We start from the raw sequence: 17,907 nt of genomic DNA, 5'->3' as shown, positions 1-17,907 counted from the left end.
ACTGCGGGATACTGAGGAGCCCCAATGGCATGACAGCTTCTAACATTTGGTTTATAGGCAACGGCGGCTTCTACAACCGCGGTTGCGAGGCGATCTTCCGTACGACAGCCGATCTCATTTCGCGGGAGTTCAGCGGTGCGCGTTTCACGGCGTGGTCGAGCGACAGCGAAGCGGACGCCCGCGAGAGCAAGATGGGAAACGTTCGGTGGCGCGCGGACCAGGAGAACGGGTGGCTCTGGGGGGCGCGTTCACCGTGGCGTTTCGTTATTCCCGCCGTTCAGCGCGTCCCTCCGGGTGGCCTTCGCACAGCAGTTTCACGCGCGCTCGGTTGCCCGGATTGTGTGTTGTCGCTGGGCGGCGATAATTTCTCGCTGGACTATGGCCTCCCCAAGAAATTCGTTTCCCAGTGCGAGTATTTTCTGCGGCACGGCATTCCGACGGCCATCTGGAGTGCGAGTGTCGGCCCGTTCAGCGGGGAGCCCGAGTACGAGCGGTCGGTCGCGGAGTTCTTGAAGCGCGTGTCGCTTATTACGGCGCGGGAAAGCGGGACCGTGGACTATCTGGATTCGATCGGCGTTCGCGAGAACGTGGTGAAGGTGCATGACGTGGCCTTCGCGCTGGAACCAGAGCCGTATGCGAGCCCCGAGTCGGCGTTTTTCGAGGGCGACGATATCATCGGAATCAATGTCAGCGGGCTGATTCTCAAGTGGTACGCGAATGATGCCAGGGCTTTTCAGCGCGAGATCGCCGCGTTTATCGAGATGCTGCTCGGGAAGGGCTACCGGGTGGCGCTAATCCCACACGTGTCGAAGCCGGGGGGGCCGCTGGCGCTGAACGATCATGCGTTTCTACGGGAGATTCACGGCCAGATCTCGGCCGGCGAGGATCGCGTGTTGCTTCTGCCGGATGGGATCCCCACCCGGCAGCTGAAGTGGGCGATAAGCCGATGCCGGATCTTTTTCGGGGCGCGGACGCATGCGACAATTGCGGCGATATCGACCGGTGTACCCACGATCGCTATCGCGTACAGCGCGAAGGCGCGCGGCATCTGGAACGATGTTTTCGAGAACACAGACTACTTGCTGGACACGGACAAGGTCGCCGCCCATACGCTGACTGAGAAGTTTGAGTTGGTTCTTTCTGACGAGAAGGCGATCCGGGAGAGACTTTCCAGCAAGCAGGCTCTGATGCGGCAGGGCGCGGAAAAGAACGCGTTGGCGCTCCGCGAGCTTTTGGCAAGCCATTGACACAGGTTGGACCGGAGAACGCAACTATGGCGGAGAGCGCCGAGCCAGTCGAGTTAAGTCTTACCGTCATCGTCGCGACGTTCAACCGTTCGGCGGTGCTCCGGCAGACGCTGGAGGCGATGTGCGGGGTGGATTGTTCGGGGCTGGATGTAACTTATGTGGTGGTGGATAACAACAGCTCGGATGACACGGCGCCGGTGATTGATTCTTTTTCGGAGCGGCTGCCGTTGACGCATCTGTTTCAGCCGGTGCAGGGGAAGAGCAATGCGCTGAACCTGGCGCTGGAGACGGTTCCGCTGGGGGAGGTGGTGGTGTTTACGGATGACGATGTGTTTCCGGAGCGGGACTGGTTGCAGGCGGTGGCGGCTTCGTTGCGTTCGCACCCGGAGTACAGCGTTTTTGGCGGGCGGATCGTGATCCGCTGGCCGGAGGGTGTTTTGCCGCCGGCGTGGGCGCTGGAGAATGGTTTTCTCCTGGGTGCGGTGTGGGGCGAACATGACGAGGGGCCGGAGACGGCTCCGTATCCGGCGCACCGGCATCCGAGCGGTGGGAACTGGTGGTTTCGGCGATCGGTGCTGGATACGGGGATCACGTTTCGGGCGGACCTGGGCGCGGGCGACCTTACGATGGGCGAGGAGGGGGTGTTTGCGCTGGCGCTTGCGGAGCGGGGCTTTCCTTCGCTCTATTATCCGGCGGCGTGTGTGGGGCATTTGGGGCTGGATTGCTATTTTGACCTTGGTGTGCTGAAGGGCCGGATGATCCGGCTGGGTCGTGGCTTTGTGCATTTGCGGGGGCTGCCGGACCCGGCGTATTACGCGGCGCATCCGAATCGCTGGCGCGTGCGGCGGCTGGTTTCGATTGTACGGTTCCGTTTGCTTTCGGCGTTTGCGTGGCTGGTTCGGGACGAGGTCCGGCGGGTCCGGACGTATGTGGATGCGTGGTTGTGGGGGGCGTACCACGGGGAATCACTCCAGCTTTCGTTGCGCCGGGAAAAGGAGGGTCCGGATGCCGGAGGCGTCTAATGCGGTTGCGGTGCACCTGGTGGCCGCGTCGGATGACAACTATGCGATGCCGCTTGCGGCGATGGTACGGTCGGTTCTGGATAATCTGGCTCCGGGCTACCACCTGCATGTTCACGTGGTGGACGGCGGCATCACGGAAGAGAACAAGGCGCGGTTGCGCGCGTCGTGGTCGGACCAGCCGGCGACGGTGCACTGGCGTGACGCGTCGGGGCTTCTTCCGGACGTGATGGTTTCGGGTTATATGTCGGCGGCGGCGTACCTGCGTTTGCTGATCCCGGAGTTGCTGCCGGCGGAGATTGACCGGGCGATCTATCTGGATTCGGATCTGATCGTGCTTGGGAATATTGGCGAATTGTGGGACATGCCGTTTGACGGGTCTCCGCTGCTCGCGGTGCAGGACTGCGCGGCTCCGACGGTCTCTTCGCCGATGGGGCTGCTGCTGCACGAGGAACTGGGCCACGCGCCGGACGAGAAGTATCTGAACTCGGGGGTGATGGTTATGAACCTTGCGCTGTGGCGGGAACGCGGGATTGCGGCGGAGGTGTTTCGCTATCTGGAGAAGCATCGCGAGGCGGTGCAGTGCTTCGATCAGGATGGGATCAACGCGGTGCTTGCGGGGCAGTGGAAGGCGCTGGACCCGCGTTGGAACCAGATGAGCCAGCTGTTCGGGTATCCGTCGTGGCGCGAGAGCCCCTTCGACGAGGAAACCTATCGCAGGACGCGCAATTCGCCGTTGATCGTGCATTATTCGTCGCGGCGGAAGCCGTGGCATCCGGATTATGTTAACCGGAACCGGAAGTATTACTACCGGTATCTGGATCACACGGCGTGGCGGGGCTGGCGCCCGAAGTGGGTTCCGGAGGCGACGTGGCGCGGGAAGCTTGTGGCGCGTGTTCAGGGCGCGCTGCGGAAATTGAGGAAGAAGCGCTAAGCGGCGGCGAAAACAATGAGGCGCATATGGAAAAATTGTTGAATATCGGGGCTCCCTACATCGGGTTGAACGGGGGCGACAAGGAACGGGCGCGTTTTCAGCTGGATGCGCTTCGGGCCGCGTATGCGGTGCACAATCTCCTGGTGGCGCGGCCGGCGGAACTGTCGGCCACGATGCCGGCGCACGAGGCGGCGGGTCCGGCGTTGGGGATTCCGGGGGCGCCTGGCCGTGGGCTTCGTCCCGCGTCGATCTATGAGCCGGAGGCATCCGCCTTGCCGGCGCTGCTGGCGAAGCTGAAGGCGGAGCGCTACCCGGTTGCGTTTTTTCGCTACCTGGGCCCGACGCGGCTGGTGGCGCATGTTCGGCGCGCGCTGCCGGCGGCGCGGATCGTGATTGACGCGGATATGATCCTGTCCCGGATTGCGCAACAGGCGTGGCGGCAGGACCGGCGCCCTGGCAACCGTTTTTTTCTTTTTGAGACGTTTCGTGTGCGCCGTTATGAGCAGTGGATATTCAACGAGCCGCACCTGTTTCTGATGTCGAATCCGGATGAGCTGGCGTATGTGCGGGAGCATTTTGTGCGGGCGGGCGCGCGATCGCGTTTCGCGCTTGTGCCGAATGTCATGCCGGATGTTCCGGCGCGTGCGTTGCCGCCGGCCCAGGAGGGCCCGGGGGGCTACCTGCTGTTTTACGGGATGCTGGGGTCGGCGGTGAACCGGGATGCATTCCGGTTTCTGGTGGCGGAGATTTACGCGCGACTTCACGATGCGCTGGAGGCGCAGGATCTCCGGATCCGGGTGGTCGGGCGTGGTCTTTGCGATTTTCACCGGGATCTGGTGGCGCGCCACGGTTGCGGCCGGATCGAACTTGCGGGGGAGGCGGAGGATATCGGTGCGGAGGTTGCGGGGGCGCTGGTGTGCCTGGCGCCGTTGCGGATGGGGTCGGGGACGAAGACGCGCGTGCTGGAGGCGGCGGCGTATGGGACGTGCGTGGTGACGACGCCGCTGGGTGCGGAGGGGCTGGATTTTGATGCGGACGAGTTGATTGTGGAGGTTACGGCGGAGGGTATTGCGGGGGCGGTTCGGGGATTGCTTGCGGATCCGGATGCGCGGCGTGCGCGTGGGGAACGGCTTCGGGCGAAGTGTGTTGCGCGGTATTCGCGGGACGCGGTGGGGCGGCAGCTTCTGGAGGCGATTGCGGGGGCGTAGGGTGGGATTGGGTGTGGTAGGCGGATTGCTGTGCAATCCGAACCGAACACAGCCGGGACGGCTGTGCCACGTTCTTTTCGGGGTTGGGATCGGGGGTGGGGGCTCAATGGACGATCCGCACGCTCAAGCCTTCGCGGCGGAGCCGCGGAGCTTGAACGTCGGAGATCCGCCGCAGGAGGATGGCACCCGTGGCTCGCCTTTTGGGCGGCTACAGGCGCCCGCGATTTGTGCGCGTGACGGGACAGCCGCGCCGGTTGTCGGTGTAGCCGCTTTGTTGAGCTTGCTTTCGGTCCCGCGCACACTGCTCGTATTCGAGGTGACGGGGCGCCGCAGTCCCTGGGGTGCGTGGCACACCTCTTGCGGGTACAGGCACCCGCGATTCGGGGGTGATTGCGACGCTTTCGCGGCTGAGGTGGTTTATGTCGCGGGAGCCAGTCCCCATGGGTGGTTGCGACGCTTTCGCGGCTGAGGTGGTTTATGTCGCGGGAGCCAGTCCCCTTGTTATTCTCGTAGTGCGGTGGGCCAGAGGTGTTCGGGTGGCATCATATCGGGGGCGACGAGCAGGCCGAAGAGCTGGGCTGCGGGGGCCTGGTTCTCCCATACGGTGAATTCGTTGCTTATTACGAAGGTGTGCACGTCGCTCCAGCGGCGGAATGGGGGGCTGTTGGTGTAGCTTGGGTAGGCGAGCCGCGCGCCGTAGGTGTAGTAGCTGCTGGGGCGGAGGGTGTCGGTGGGACCGTATATGGGGATTCCGGGTACGGGTCCGAGGCCCTGGCGGATGTAGTAGAGGGAGTCGAGGTGGAGCGGGTACTGGGGGGAGCGGGATCCGAGCCCGGTGATCCAGGAGATGCCGGCGGGGTTGCAGCCGAGCATGAAGTCGGCGGAGAGGCTTATCAGGTCGAAGGCGTCCTGGAATTGCTGCGTGCTGGGATTCCCGAGCTGCATGCCGGCGTAGGAGCCGAAGAGGTACTGGCCGACGGCGGTTCCCTTTCCGTAGGCGAGCACGTATCCGGCGGGGCGCGCGTTGCGGTGGGCGTGCGCGGCTTCCATGACGTTTCTCAGGCCGCCGATCTGATTTCTGGAGCGTTCTTCCCACAGGGAGACGTGGGAGGCGACGGCTCCGCCGCTGAGCACGTAGGCGGAGACGTGGTCCCAGACGATGGGCTGGGATGCGCTGGTGAACGAGGAGGTCCAGGGGTTGTCGCGGGCGAAGACATCCGGGGCGAAGGGTGGCCAGGGTTTCTTGAAGGCGTCCCAGACGCGGATGAACATGTCGCGGTAGACGTCTTCGCCGGTGAGGCGATACAACTCGCCAGCGGCGTAGGCCATGGGCCCGCCGGCGGTCTCGTCGACGCCGTTGGCGATGGCGTAGTCGTAGGCGGCGATGGCGCGCTGCTCCAGCATGTGGGATCGGACGAAATCGTAGGGCTGTACGAGCCAGGCGGCCTGGGCGAAGAGGCCGGCGCACCGGGCGGTGAAGACGGGATCCTTGGAGTAGGTCCAGTAGAAGAGTTGGTCTTCGTGGGCGGGATAAATGCCCCAGGGGTGGCGGTGCGATTCGGCCCCGATGCGGACGCCGCCGTCCTCGTCCTGGAGGTATTCCCAACCGGCGACGCTCCAGAGGGCCTCGTCGAGGAAGTCGGGAATGCCGTTGCCGCTCTCGGGGATGATCAGCTGGCCATCCGTGAAGGCGGATTCATTGAGTTCGTAGGCGCGCATGAGCATCTGGGCGACGATGCCGTGGAAGATGCGGATATCGAAATCGCCGGCGTCATGGTGCCCGCCGAGGAGGGGCCGCTCTCCGGTGAGCGGGGTTGTGCTGGGGAAGAAGGCCCAGGGGTTGGTTTCTTCGGATGTGAAGACGGTCCCGTGGTCGGCGGGGCGTGTCCAGTCGGTGAATTCGGGCGCGAGATCGCCAGCCCAGCGGTTGTGAAAGAGGCCGCGGGCGACATGGTAGTAGGCTTCGAAGACGGCCTCCTCGCTGACGCGCGTGGGCCAGGAGACGCCGACGCCGGGAATGCGCACGCGGTAGACGGTGTCGTCGGATTCGGGGAGGGCGGCGAGACTGATTTCGCGCACTTCCGTTCCCGCGGCGGCGTCGGCGGCGGCGCGCAGGCTGATGGGCAAGCCGGATAGCACGGGCTGGCGGGGGGCAAGCGGGTCGGCGGGGGTGGCGATGACCTCCGCCTGCGCGGGGAAGGCGCTCAGGTTGAGCGGTCCGCCGGTTCCGATCCATCCGGAGACATAGGCGTAGCGCTTTGTGGCTGCGGGGCTGTAGCCGACCTGATTAACCTGAATCGCGGGGGTGGTCATATAGCGGTCGCTGAAGGGCACGAGGGCCGCGAGGGACGCGGAACGCGGCTCGCGCGCGAGGGACGCGTTCAGGATTTCGTAGTCGAAGGATGGGCCGGTTACCTCGAGTACTTCGGGGCTCCCGATGTTTTCGGCCAATTCGAGGTAGATCATGTGGTCCACGTCGAGCAGCTGGTCGAAGGTCAATGTTCCGAATCCGATCTCGTAGTAGGGGGCTCCGATCGGTACGGAGTGGCGGTAGACATTGTTTATGGGGATCTCGTCGCCGCTGGAGCGGCGCACGGTCCAGGTCCCCGTTTCCCACTGTGAGCCGGTGTAGCCGATAACTTCTTCGATGCCTCGGTCCCAGTTGTTGGCGTCTTCGCGGAACGAATGAACACGCGAATCGGTCAGGACGAGCTGGAGGATATTGGGGGCCACCAGGTGCACTTCCCGGAGCTTGTTGTCCAGGGCCGCGCCGGGGCCGCCGGGGGTCTGGATTGCGAGCGTGCCGGCGGCGAGTGGGACGCCGAGTGCGCTGACCTCGATGCGGACGAAGGCGTCCACGCCGGCGGCGAGGCCGGTCAGGGTGTATTCGCTAGCAGTTCCGGGCAGGCTGGCGACTTCGTGGGCGAAGGGCAGCGGCCCGCCGGGGGCCGCGGGCGGTTCGGGGCCGATGAGCACCCGGACGTTGTCCGCCGCGGGCCAGGCTCCCCAGGCCAGGGTGGCGGATGAGGAGGTGACCTCGACGGCCTCCTGGGAGAGGCGGCCCAACTGGCCGGCGGCAATGCCCTGGAGATGAAGCGGGATTGAAACGGTCGGGGAATCGGGCGCGTTGGTCTGGAAGGTTAGCGCGCTGTCGAGCAGACCGGCCAGAAGCGGCGAGGCGGTGATTTCGAATTCGACGGAGTCGCCGGGGTTTATTGCGAAATTGCTGGTTCCGGCGCTGAAGTTGGCGCTCGGGAGGGCGACCGACGAAATCACGAGGGGCGCGTTTCCGGTGTTGGCGAAGGTTATAAACTGGCGCACGGCGGCGGCAAGCGGAACCGCGCCAAAATCGACGTTGCTTCGGGAGAGGGCGAGTTGGGGCGCCATGCCGTCGCCGCGCACGGGGAGGAGTGTTTCGGCGCCGAAGGCGGTGTCGTTGTGCTTGAATGCGAGGGTGGCATCCTGAATGCCGGCGAAGGCCGGGGAGAACGAGACGGTGACATCCATGGCCGCGCCGGGCTGGACCTCAAAGGCGGACGGCGTTACGCTGAAGGCGGCGGATCCGCCGCCGCGGACATCGACGCCGGACACGCGGAGCGGGGATGCGCCGATGTTGCGCACGGTGACCCTTCGCGCGGCGGGCGCGGTTACGCTGACGAGGCCGAAATCGATCGCGGGCATAGGCCCGACAAGCGGCCCGCCCTCGGCGTCTACGCTGTCGAGGCTTACGGCCCAGACTTCATCGACGAAGAAGCGGAAATTGGCGTCGACGGGCCGGGGGCCGAAATTGCAACGTTCATTGAAGCGCATGGTGTAGGTGCTGGTCACGAGCCGGTTCATGGGGACGCGTACGAGGCGGTATTGGTTGTCGATCGGGCCGTCCGGCATGAATTCGGATAGCCGGACGGCGGCGCTGGCTCCCGTGTGGCTGGCGAACTCCATTCTCGGGTTTGCGCCGGTACCGATGGCCTTGACGACGAGCCAGATCTCGTCAAAATGGGAAATATCCTTACGGTAGTACTCGTCCCGCAGGGTGAAACCAAAGCCGGCGTACTGGTCGGGGATACCTTCGAGACAGCCCATACCGCGGAACTGTTCTTCGGTGTTGCGCCGGGAGCGGCTGGTTGAGGTGAACTCGTTTTCACCGTCGAAGAGGAGGGCGTTGGGGAACCGGGGAAGGACGGTGACTTCGGCGTAGCCGGTGGCTCCGCCGGGGCGCGCGGTGGCGGTGATGCGGACTTTCCCGACGCGCAATCCGGTCACGACGCCGTTCTGGTTCACCGCCGCGATGGAGGGGTCGGCGCTGCTCCAGGCCAGCTCGGTATGGATCGAGGAAACGGGGGCAAACAGCGGCACGATGCGGCCAATGCGCACGGTAGCCGTGGACGGGGTAACCGGCAGGTAGGGCACCACGCTGATTGTGGCGGAGCCGGCGGCTCCGCTGCGTGTTCCGGTGGCGGTGATGGCGACGGTTCCCCCGCCGACGCCGGATACAAGCCCGGAGGGGCTAACCGTGGCGACGGCGTTGCTGCTTGAAGACCAGGTGAAGGTGTCGGCGGAATCGGTGGACTGGGCTCCGAGCTGGAGCGTTTCGCCGGCGACGAGGCTGCCCGAGGGCGGGTTGACGACGACGCCGTCGCGGACGGAAACCTCGGCGCTCGCGGATTCGCCGCTCCGTACGCCGGTCGCGGTAATTTCCGCGAGGCCGCCCGCGACGCCGGTTACGACGCCGCTGGCGCTGACGGTAGCGGTTGCGGTATTGGAACTGGCCCACTGAAAGGCCTCGCCCGAGTCACTGGATGCGGCCGAGAGGGAGGCGGTCGTTCCCGCGAGGAGGGCCAGGGATCCGGGGGCAACGGAGACCGAATGGCGGGTGACGGTGACGGTGGCTTGCGCCCGCGCGCGGCTTCGCGCGCCGAGCACGGTAATTGTAGCGTCTCCCTCTCCCACGCCGGTGACCAGCCCAGACGCGTTCACGGTGGCGACGGCGGTATTATCCGACTGCCAGGTGAAGGTGTCGCTCTCGTCCGTGGAAACGGCGGCGAGGGCGACGGTAGCGCCGACGAAGATGGCGGAGACGGCGGGATCCAGCCCGATGGTATGGGTAACGGGCTCAACAACGGTCAGGGTTACGCCCGCCGAAGATCCGCTGCGGGTACCCGTGGCGACGATCTCGGACTGGCCCGGCGCGACGGCGGTGACGGTTCCGGTGGCGCCGACGGTGGCCACCGCGACGTTCGCGCTGGTCCAGGAGAAGGCATCCTCCGGATTGGTGGAAGTGGCGGCGAGGGATACGGTCTGCCCCACTTCGAGCGAGGGCGAAGCCGGGCGCACGGCCACCGTGTGGACCGCGGGCGCGGTAACGGTAATTGTGGCGGCCGCGGTGACGCCGCTGCTGGCTCCACGGACGCGCACTTCGGCGGAACCCGGCAGGACGCCGGTGACGACGCCGGTGCTGGTAACGGTGGCGATCGCGCCGTTGGAGGAGCTCCAGGCGAAGGTATCGGACGGGTCGGTGGAGGTCGCCGCGAGCGCCACGGTGTCCCCCGCTTCAATGCTGGCTCCGAGGGGCTGGAGTGTGATGCGGTGCGCGACGGGATCCACGACGGTGATGAGGGCGACGGCGCGCTCGTTGGCGGCGCCGCCCTGCGCGGTGATGGAAGCGCTTCCGGGGCCGATGGCGGTGACGAGGCCGTTCGGGCTCACGGCCGCGACGGAGGGCGTGTCGGAACTCCAGGTGAGGGTGTCGCCTTCGCGGGTGGTGCTTGCGTTGAACTGGAGGGTGTCGCCGGTGATCAACGCGGCGGCCGAGGGGGAGACAGAGACCTCGTGTTCGACGCGCGCGATAACGGTTACGATACTGCCGCCCGCGGCGCCGGTGATGGTTCCCGTGGCGGAGATCGTGGCGACGCCGGCGGCGGCCCCTGTGACGAGGCCGGATTCATCGACCGAGGCCACGCCGCCCGCGTCCGACGCCCACGTAAAGGCATCGAGTGCGTTGGAGGATTCCGCGGTGAGCGCGAGGGTTTCGCCGGTTTGAATGCTGGCCTCGGCGGGACGCACGAAGGCCTCCTCCACGACGGGCTCTTCCACGGTAATCGTGGCGGAGGCGGAGGCCCCGGATAGGGCCCCGGTGGCGGTAATCAGGACCGTTCCCGGGCCGGCGGCGCTGACCAATCCGGTGGAATCCACGGTGGCGACGTTGGAGTCGGCCGTGTTCCAGGCGATGGTATCTCCGGCTCGGGTGCTGGAAGCGGCGAGGCGGAGCGTATCTCCGATAGCGAGGGCGGCGGCGTCGGGGAAAACGCGGACCGTGTAGGCCGGGGGCGCGGTCACGGTGATGGTTGCGGATCCGGTGATGGCGCTGCTGGAGCCGAGGGCGGAGATCAACACGGCCCCCTCGTTCACACCGGTAACGACGCCGGTGGGGCTGACGGATGCGATCAGCGGATTCGCGGACGCCCACGTGAAGGTATCGGACGCGTCGGTCGAGGCGGCGTCCAAGGTCACATTTTCGCCGACGGCGATGGTGGCGGCGCGAGGCCGGACCGTAACATCCTCTTCGGCGGGAACGGTGACGGTGAGCAAGGCCTGGCCGGCTGCGCCAGAATCGAGCCCTTCCGCGCGGATGGTTGCGCTGCCGGCGCCGACGCCGGTCACGGCGCCGGCGCTGTCGACCGTGGCGGCTCCCGTGTTGGACGAGGACCACACAATGCGATCGCCGGGGAGGCTGCTTGCGGCGGCGAAGGAGAAGGTGTCCCCCACCTGAATCGCGGTGGCGGATGGGGATACGGTGAGTTCGTGTGCTATAGGTTCCGCGACGGTAATCAGCGATTGGCCGGTGGCTCCCGTCCGGGCTCCGACGGCGGTGATGCGGATTTCCCCCGGGGCCACGCCGGAAACAAGCCCGGTTGCGTTGACGGTAGCTATTTCCTCGTTCGCGGAGGACCAGGCGAAGGTTTCGGAGGCGTCGGCGGACGAGGCGGAAAGCTGTACGCTCCCCCCGGCGGGAATGCGGGCCCCAAGCGGGCGCACCGCGGCGATCCGAATACGCCCTTCGCGTACACGGACCATGGCGGCCCCGCGCTCGTCGGGATCGCCGCCCTGCGCGACGATGTTCGCTGTGCCTATGGCCAGCCCGGTGACGCGTCCCGCACCGTCCACCACGGCCACGTTTGTATCGCTGCTGGACCAGGCGAAGCTGTCGCCCGGGCGGGTTGTGGTGGCGTCAAAGCGTATGGTGTCGCCCTGATCGATGGTAACGGTGGCGGGCGACACGTTGACGCGATGCGCTACGGGCCGGGTGACGGTGATGACGGCGCTGGCCGTGGCCCCGCTGTTTGTGCCGCGCGCATTGATGACGACGCCGCCGGGGCCCGCACCGGTCACGACGCCGTTCGCGTCGACGGTGGCGGTTGATTCGGCTTCTGACGACCAGACGAAGGTGTCGAGCGGATCGGAGGAGGTTGCGGAGAGGGCGAGGGTCTCGCCTGCGAGGATGTTGGCGCCGAGGGGGTGCACGGTGGCGAAATGCACGGCGGGCTCGACGACGGTGATTGTGGCGCTGGCGCGCTCGGCGGGGCTGGCCCCGCGCGCGTTGACGACGGCCACGCCGGGCCCGACTGCGGTCACGACGCCGTTGGCGCTTACGGTGGCCACGGCTTCATTTTCGGAAAACCAGAGAAATTCGGGGTCCTCGCGGGTCGAGGCCGCCTCCAGGGTATAGGTATCGCCGACGGCGATGGTGGCGGCGACGGGAGACACGGCGACCTGAGCGACCTCCCCCGCCGGGGCGAGCACGGTCACGTTGGCGGAAATCTGGGCGTTGCTTCTCCCGCTCACGGCGGTGATCCGCGCGGTACCCGAATCAACCGCGGTAACGCGGCCGCGGTTGTCCACCGTGACGACGGCGGGGTTGCTGGTGCGCCAGGTGAAGAAATCGGTGCTGTCGGTGGACGAGACGGCAAAGGTGGTCGTCTGCCCGATATTCAGTTCAATGGAGAGCGGATTGATGGTAAGGCGGATGCCCGGCGTGCCGCCGCTCGGGCAGCCCGCCAACAGGAACCCCAGCAAGGCCAGGCCGATCGCGCTCGATAGTCTGCGCATTAAGGTATACTCCACACGCCCGGTGATCAGGCGCCTTCGCACGCTTGAGGAACGGTTCCCCAGTTCTCGCGGTTGATTCTTCTTGGCGAGAACCCACCAGATGTCAACGCGGCAATCGCCCTCGGATTGAGGCGGAGAAGCGCCGCGTCTTGGTTTATTCTCTCGCAAAACGGATAGCTTGTCAAAAGTTTCGGGGCGGCAAGGCATACCGGCATCTGAGTTGGCGTTGATCGGCGGCAGCAATTTGTCGGAATGACGCCAAACGGCAGGAATCTGCCGATCGTTGGATGTTTTTTTGGCGGGGGCTCCGGCAGAAAAGGCTGAGGTCCTGGTTGTCTGGGGTGGAGTTTTTTGAAGCGCTGATTCTCGAATTGCCCGGGCCGTTGGGGCGGGCTGATATGAGTGGCGCCTTCGGCGCTGGACAGGCGGGACGCCTATCCTACTTTTGCGCCATGGGCGCGGAAGACAGGCGGGACGCCCGCCTCCGGCGCGTCGAGGACCTATCCTACTGTTGCGCCTTCGGCGGAGGGACGATTTTGGTTGCGAGATTATCGCGATGGGATGCGCCGCGCTTTCCCCTGGCGCCCGAAGCATGGGACACTATGTTCGTTGTTTGTTTGTTTCGTGCGTTCCAAGGCGAGATCTGAATTGTGGGAATCCGTGTTCGTTCATGGTTGCGGGGATTGTTTGCGGCGGAAGGCGGCTTTTCGTTCTTTCGAGGCTTGAATGGGTCGCTACCGGCGCTGCCCGGATGGGCTCCGCTGGTTCTGGCGGCGGTGCTGGCGCTTCCGCGTTTTGCGCATACGACGCCTGATTCCGCGCATTATGTTGCGCTGGCGCAGTACTTCGGGGGCGAAGTGTCTCGGGAGGCGCTCCAGCCGCCTTTCGCTTTCCGCTGGGCCTTGCCGTGGCTGGCGTCGCGGATGCCGGTATTGCCGCCGGATACGGCGCTGGCGCTGTGCAGCCTTGGGAGTTTATTGCTGGCGATGGTGTGCATCCAGCGGTATCTGGCCGCGCTGGGGTTTGGCCGGGCGGAGCAGCAACGGGGCCTGCTGGTGATGGCGTGCTCCTTCCCCACGTTCAATTACGGCAGCGCGGTGCTGACGGACTCGGCGGGGTTACTTGTACTGGCTGCGGCGGCGCTGGCACTGGCGACGCGGCGGTATCTATTGCTGGGGGTGGTGGTCGCGGGCGGGGTCTGGGTTCGGGAGACGGCGCTGATCGCGCTTCCGGCGGTGTGGATCCATCTTGCGTTGCGGCGGGAATTCCGATGCTGGCCCGCCGCGACCGGCATTACGATCGCGACGCTTGCGGCGGCGGCCGGGGCGCGGTGGTGGTTCTCGGATCTCCACCCGTACGTCTGGTATCCCAGCTGGGAGCGGCTTGGGGCGAACCTGGCGCGGCCGGTCTCGTGGGCCACGGTGCTGCTTACCCTGGTTCCCATCCTGATCCTTGCGTGGCCGGGAATTCGCCGCCGGGGCGAACTGCCGCCAGCCACGCGCCACGTATTGACGGCGCTCGCGGTCCCGATGATCGCGCTGTTTGGGTGGAGCGCCGTGGCGGCGTTCATGAGCGGGCGGTTTGCGTGGCCGCTCTACCTGGTGCTGGTTCCGCTGGCGGCGGCCGGCAATGCGGGCCCCTCGGCCAGGCCGCCGGCCGCGCCGGAATCGGGCGGGGGGGCGAGGTGAATGAACCAGATCTCGTAGCCGAGATTCTGGAGGGTGACGCAGAGGGCCTGCACGAAGCCGCTGATCAGCAGGCCGGCCAGGAAGAGCATGTAGGCCCAGCGCAGGTAGCGGTACTTCCGGTAGGCCAGGAAGTGTCCGAGGGTGTAGATTTCGCGGACCATCAGCTCGACCGACTCGTCCGGGTTGTTGATGGCATGCTCGATGAACTCGCAGTATTCTTCGTAGGAGAGGTGGATAAAGGTGCCGAAAAAGAGGGGATTCCCCTTCGGATCCCGGGCAATGTCACCCCTGGGTCCCTTGGGCGGGGTCACGCCGCGCGGCATGGTGGTGTATATGGCGGCGATAATCGTGCCCATGCAGAACAGGATGAGGATCAAGGCGGCCCACTGGAATGCGGGGTCGGTCAGGTATCCGACGGAGAAGGTGAGCACGACGGAGGCGACGGTGAGCATCATGTTGGCCTTTACGTCGGCCATGGCGCTCAATTGGACGTGGTGCACGCGAGTCTGTCGCAGAAAGTGGTCCAACATGGAACTTGGGTTATCGATCTTCATCAGGGGAGGCTCCAGGCATCCAGGGGGCGGGGTTACGCCGATAGTATATTACTCGATTCATGGCCAATTCATCTCTCTGTACACCGGGCCGCAGGGGGCTGGACTTTCTGCGCGTTTCCGTGTAGCCTCAAGGTATGGCGCTCATTGGACTACACATTGGCGATCCGGCGAACCGTCTCACCCTGAAGGCGATGCTGGAGCTTGAAGGACACCGCACCGTGGATGGGGATGCGGGGGCCTCGCTGCTGATCACGGACGACATAGAACGGGCTCCGGGGCGTGTTGGCCCGGACACGATTGTGCTGGTATTGAGCACGTCGGAGGAAATTGGCCGCGCGGTGGCGGCGATGCGCGAGGGGGTTTATGGTTATATATTTCTCCCGTTCCAACCGGGCGAGGCCGGAATAATGGTCCAGCGCGCCTTGAACGCGATCGCGGGGGAGCGACCGGTCTCCGCCGCCCGTGAAACCGGGCTTCAGCGCCTGGAAGAGGTGGAATCGCAGCATATTCTCGCGGTGTTGCGCCGGTGCAAGAATAACCAGGCGAAAGCGGCGCGGGTGCTGGGGATAGGCCGGAACACCTTATGGCGCAAGCTCAAGAAGATCGAGACGCTCCGTAAGACGAACGGCATTGATCCGCTCGAGTAAATCGGGTTTCGGGGCGGGCTGTTCCAGGCCGGAACTATGCCCGCCTTTTTCTGTTATACTACGCCCGCACCAACCCGCCGGAGAACACCCGCCACATGGAAACCCTCGGATGGCACAGCCTCGGAACCGCATTTGACTGCCGCTGCGGGGAACGCCACGCGCTCCCCATCGAGCGTTGCACGGTCGGCCCGGGCGCGGCGCGGCGGCTGGCGGAATTCGCCCGGGAGCGTTGCGGGGATACGTGCCTGCTTGTGGCGGACGAGAACACGCTGGACGCGGCGGGGGAACAGGTGCACGCGGCGCTTTTCAACGCGGGTGTGCGGGTAAAGGACAAGACGTACCCGGCGGATCCGCTGGAGGCGACGCAGGAGCAGGCGGATATCGTGGCGGCGTCCGGCCAGCACCAGGATTTCTACGTGGTCGTGGGGTCGGGATCGCTTTCGGATCTGGCGAAGGACGCGGGCAGCAAGCAGGATAAGCCCGTGCTCCTCTACCCGACGGCGGCCTCGATGAACGGCTACACGTCGGCGATTGTGGCGCTGAAGGTGCACGGGCTGAAGCGCACGCTGCCGTGCCGCCCGGCGCTGGGCGTGTTTACCGATCCGGAGGTGGTGGCGACGGCGCCGCAGCGGATGACGGCGGCGGGGGTCGCGGATTTTCTTTCGAAGTGCTCTTCGGCGGCGGACTGGCGCGCGGCGCACCTGCTCCGGGGCGGGTACTATTGCGATCGGCCCCGGGAGTTCAATGAAGGGATCCAGGAGCGTATTTTCGACGAAGTGGAGGCCATCGGCCAGGGGGAGCCGGAGGGGGTTCAGCTGGTGATGGAGGCGCTGCTGCTGAGCGGCTTCGGGATGGTGATTGCGGGATCGTCCGCGCCGGCATCGGGCGGCGAACACCTGATCTCGCACTATCTCGACATGAAACACGCGCTTTACGATACGGGCCAGGACCTGCACGGGGCGCAGGTGGGCGTGGCCACGATACACACGCTGGACCTTTGGGAGCGCGTGCTTGCGCTGGATCCCCGCCTGCTGGACGCGGAGGCGCTCTGGGAGGCCCAGCCCGCCGAGACGGATATCGAGGCGGTCATTTTGGAGGACTGGGGAGACCAGGTGGGACGCGAGGTGTTGCAGCAGTGGCGCGAGAAGCGCCTGGATCGCGAGGCCTTTCTGCGGGAGATTGCGGCGTTTCAATCGATGCATGATCGGCTTCGAAACGAAACGGCGCGGGAGTTGCAGCCCGCCGGCGTCGTTTCGGAGTGCATCCGCGCGTGCGGCGGGCCGGTCACGCCGGATGATCTCTCGATTTCGCGGGTGGAATATGACAACGCGCTTGCGCGATCGCGGTACCTCCGCAATCGCTTCACGATTCTGGACCTGGCGGCGGAGCTCGGCCTGGGGTGAGCGGGTTCTGGGCGCTATGCATCCTGCTGGCGGCTCCGCTTGACGATGGATCCGCGCCGCGCCCGCCCGTCCCCGACTCGCTGGCGATACCCGAATCGTTAACGCGTCTGCTTGGCGCGCAGCCCGAGTTCCGCGCGCAGCACCTGGGCTACCTGCGATCGCTTGCGGGGCGGCCGGATCTGGCGGAAAGCGAGACGGGGTGGTGGGAGGCGAGCCGCGCCCCGGCCCTGCGCGCGGTCGCTGCGCGCTTCGATGAGGCGCTGGCGGGGAACGCGACCGCACAACTCCGCTTTGACGCGTTTTACCGCGCCATGTCGGAAGCGCCGGCCCTGCGGAAGGCCGTGGAGCACGTGATCCGGACGGAAATGGATCAGGCGCGCCACCGACCGGAACTTGCGCCGGCGCTGCAATACCTCCGTGCGAACCCGGATATCGCGTTGCGCTTTCTGAAAGATCCGCGGGGCCTGCGCCCGCTGCCCGAGGCGCTGACGCCCGCGTATGACACTTTCGTACGGGAGCGGGACTGGACGCGCGCGCTTTTCGAGGCCTACGACGCGCTGGCGCAGTCGCCGGGCGTGCACCAGGCCATTTTTCCGTGGTGGCGCGCACTGGCGGAGCTGGTGGACGGGGGAGGCGGGGCGCAAAGCAACCTGGACGCCCGCCTGTACCGCCAGCCATCGCAGTATTGGCTCTGGCACCTGCGCAACCTGAATCTTGTGGAGAATGAACAGGCCGCGCCGTGGATCCGGTACTGGCAGCGGCTTATCCAGCGGGACGGTGAACTGGCCCGGGAGTATGGGCCGTTTATTACGCGGCTGCTGGAGAATCCCGAGCAATTGCGGCAGCATCTGGCGGATCTGGTGGACTCGGCGCCCGATGACGTGACGGGACCGTGGCCGCCGCCGGGGGATCCGCCCGAACTGCCACCGCTCAAGGTAGACGATCCCATTGGGGAGATCCGGCGTCGCGTGGAACGACCGCGGATAGAACGACCGGAACGCCCTTCCGTGGAGCGGCCCGCGCGGCCCCAGGGTCCAAACCGACCGAAACGCCCCACCCCGCCGCAGCGCCCGGGACTTGACCGCGACTGAGGCCGCCGAA

General features: G+C 65.9%; 10 protein-coding genes. 8 read left to right on the top strand and 2 right to left on the bottom strand.

Annotation, left to right across the window (positions count from 1 at the left end; genetic code table 11):
- Window positions 1-29: 29 nt before the first annotated feature.
- From KF886_04285 to KF886_04270, 4 genes are read left to right on the top strand one after another with little or no spacing between them, the layout of a single operon-like run.
- Window positions 30-1,247 carry a polysaccharide pyruvyl transferase family protein gene (locus KF886_04285; GenBank protein MBX3176556.1) on the top strand — a complete coding sequence of 406 codons (1,218 nt, stop codon included), beginning with the start codon at window positions 30-32 and terminating at the stop codon, window positions 1,245-1,247.
- 26 nt (window positions 1,248-1,273) lie between these two features.
- A complete protein-coding gene (locus tag KF886_04280) occupies window positions 1,274-2,269 on the top strand; it encodes a glycosyltransferase family 2 protein (protein MBX3176555.1) in 996 nt (331 codons plus the stop codon).
- Window positions 2,253-3,200, top strand: coding sequence for a glycosyltransferase family 8 protein (locus KF886_04275; GenBank protein MBX3176554.1), 948 nt, complete (start codon window positions 2,253-2,255; stop codon window positions 3,198-3,200). The genes KF886_04280 and KF886_04275 overlap by 17 nt, the downstream gene beginning before the upstream one ends.
- Before the next feature lie 26 nt (window positions 3,201-3,226).
- On the top strand, window positions 3,227-4,408 hold the full coding sequence (locus KF886_04270) for a glycosyltransferase family 4 protein (protein MBX3176553.1): 1,182 nt from the start codon (window positions 3,227-3,229) through the stop codon (window positions 4,406-4,408).
- A gap of 501 nt (window positions 4,409-4,909) precedes the next feature.
- On the opposite strand, the gene KF886_04265 is transcribed toward KF886_04270, so the two are convergent.
- A complete protein-coding gene (locus tag KF886_04265; GenBank protein ID MBX3176552.1) occupies window positions 4,910-12,514 on the bottom strand; it encodes an Ig-like domain-containing protein in 7,605 nt (2,534 codons plus the stop codon).
- 683 nt (window positions 12,515-13,197) lie between these two features.
- Here KF886_04265 and KF886_04260 point away from each other — a divergent pair.
- Window positions 13,198-14,202, top strand: coding sequence for a hypothetical protein (locus KF886_04260; protein ID MBX3176551.1), 1,005 nt, complete (start codon window positions 13,198-13,200; stop codon window positions 14,200-14,202).
- Here the strand turns inward: KF886_04260 and KF886_04255 are convergent.
- Window positions 14,109-14,756 (bottom strand): hypothetical protein, encoded by a 648-nt coding sequence (locus tag KF886_04255; GenBank protein ID MBX3176550.1) that lies wholly within the window; start codon window positions 14,754-14,756, stop codon window positions 14,109-14,111. The genes KF886_04260 and KF886_04255 overlap by 94 nt on opposite strands.
- A 134-nt stretch (window positions 14,757-14,890) precedes the next feature.
- Between KF886_04255 and KF886_04250 the strand changes: the two genes are divergently transcribed.
- The 3 genes from KF886_04250 (at window position 14,891) to KF886_04240 (ending at window position 17,897) form a co-directional block, all read left to right on the top strand.
- Entirely contained in the window at window positions 14,891-15,403 is a 513-nt protein-coding gene (locus KF886_04250) for a hypothetical protein (GenBank protein MBX3176549.1), read from the top strand.
- A 95-nt stretch (window positions 15,404-15,498) separates the two neighbouring features.
- Window positions 15,499-16,806 carry an iron-containing alcohol dehydrogenase gene (locus KF886_04245; GenBank protein ID MBX3176548.1) on the top strand — a complete coding sequence of 436 codons (1,308 nt, stop codon included), beginning with the start codon at window positions 15,499-15,501 and terminating at the stop codon, window positions 16,804-16,806.
- Entirely contained in the window at window positions 16,803-17,897 is a 1,095-nt protein-coding gene (locus KF886_04240; GenBank protein ID MBX3176547.1) for a hypothetical protein, read from the top strand. The genes KF886_04245 and KF886_04240 overlap by 4 nt, the downstream gene beginning before the upstream one ends.
- Window positions 17,898-17,907: the final 10 nt, after the last annotated feature.

Source organism: Candidatus Hydrogenedentota bacterium (genome assembly GCA_019637335.1).
Taxonomy (GTDB): Bacteria; Hydrogenedentota; Hydrogenedentia; order Hydrogenedentales; family JAEUWI01; genus JAEUWI01.
The sequence above is the reverse complement of the archived record's forward strand: the minus strand, read 5'-3'. Positions and strand labels throughout refer to the sequence as shown.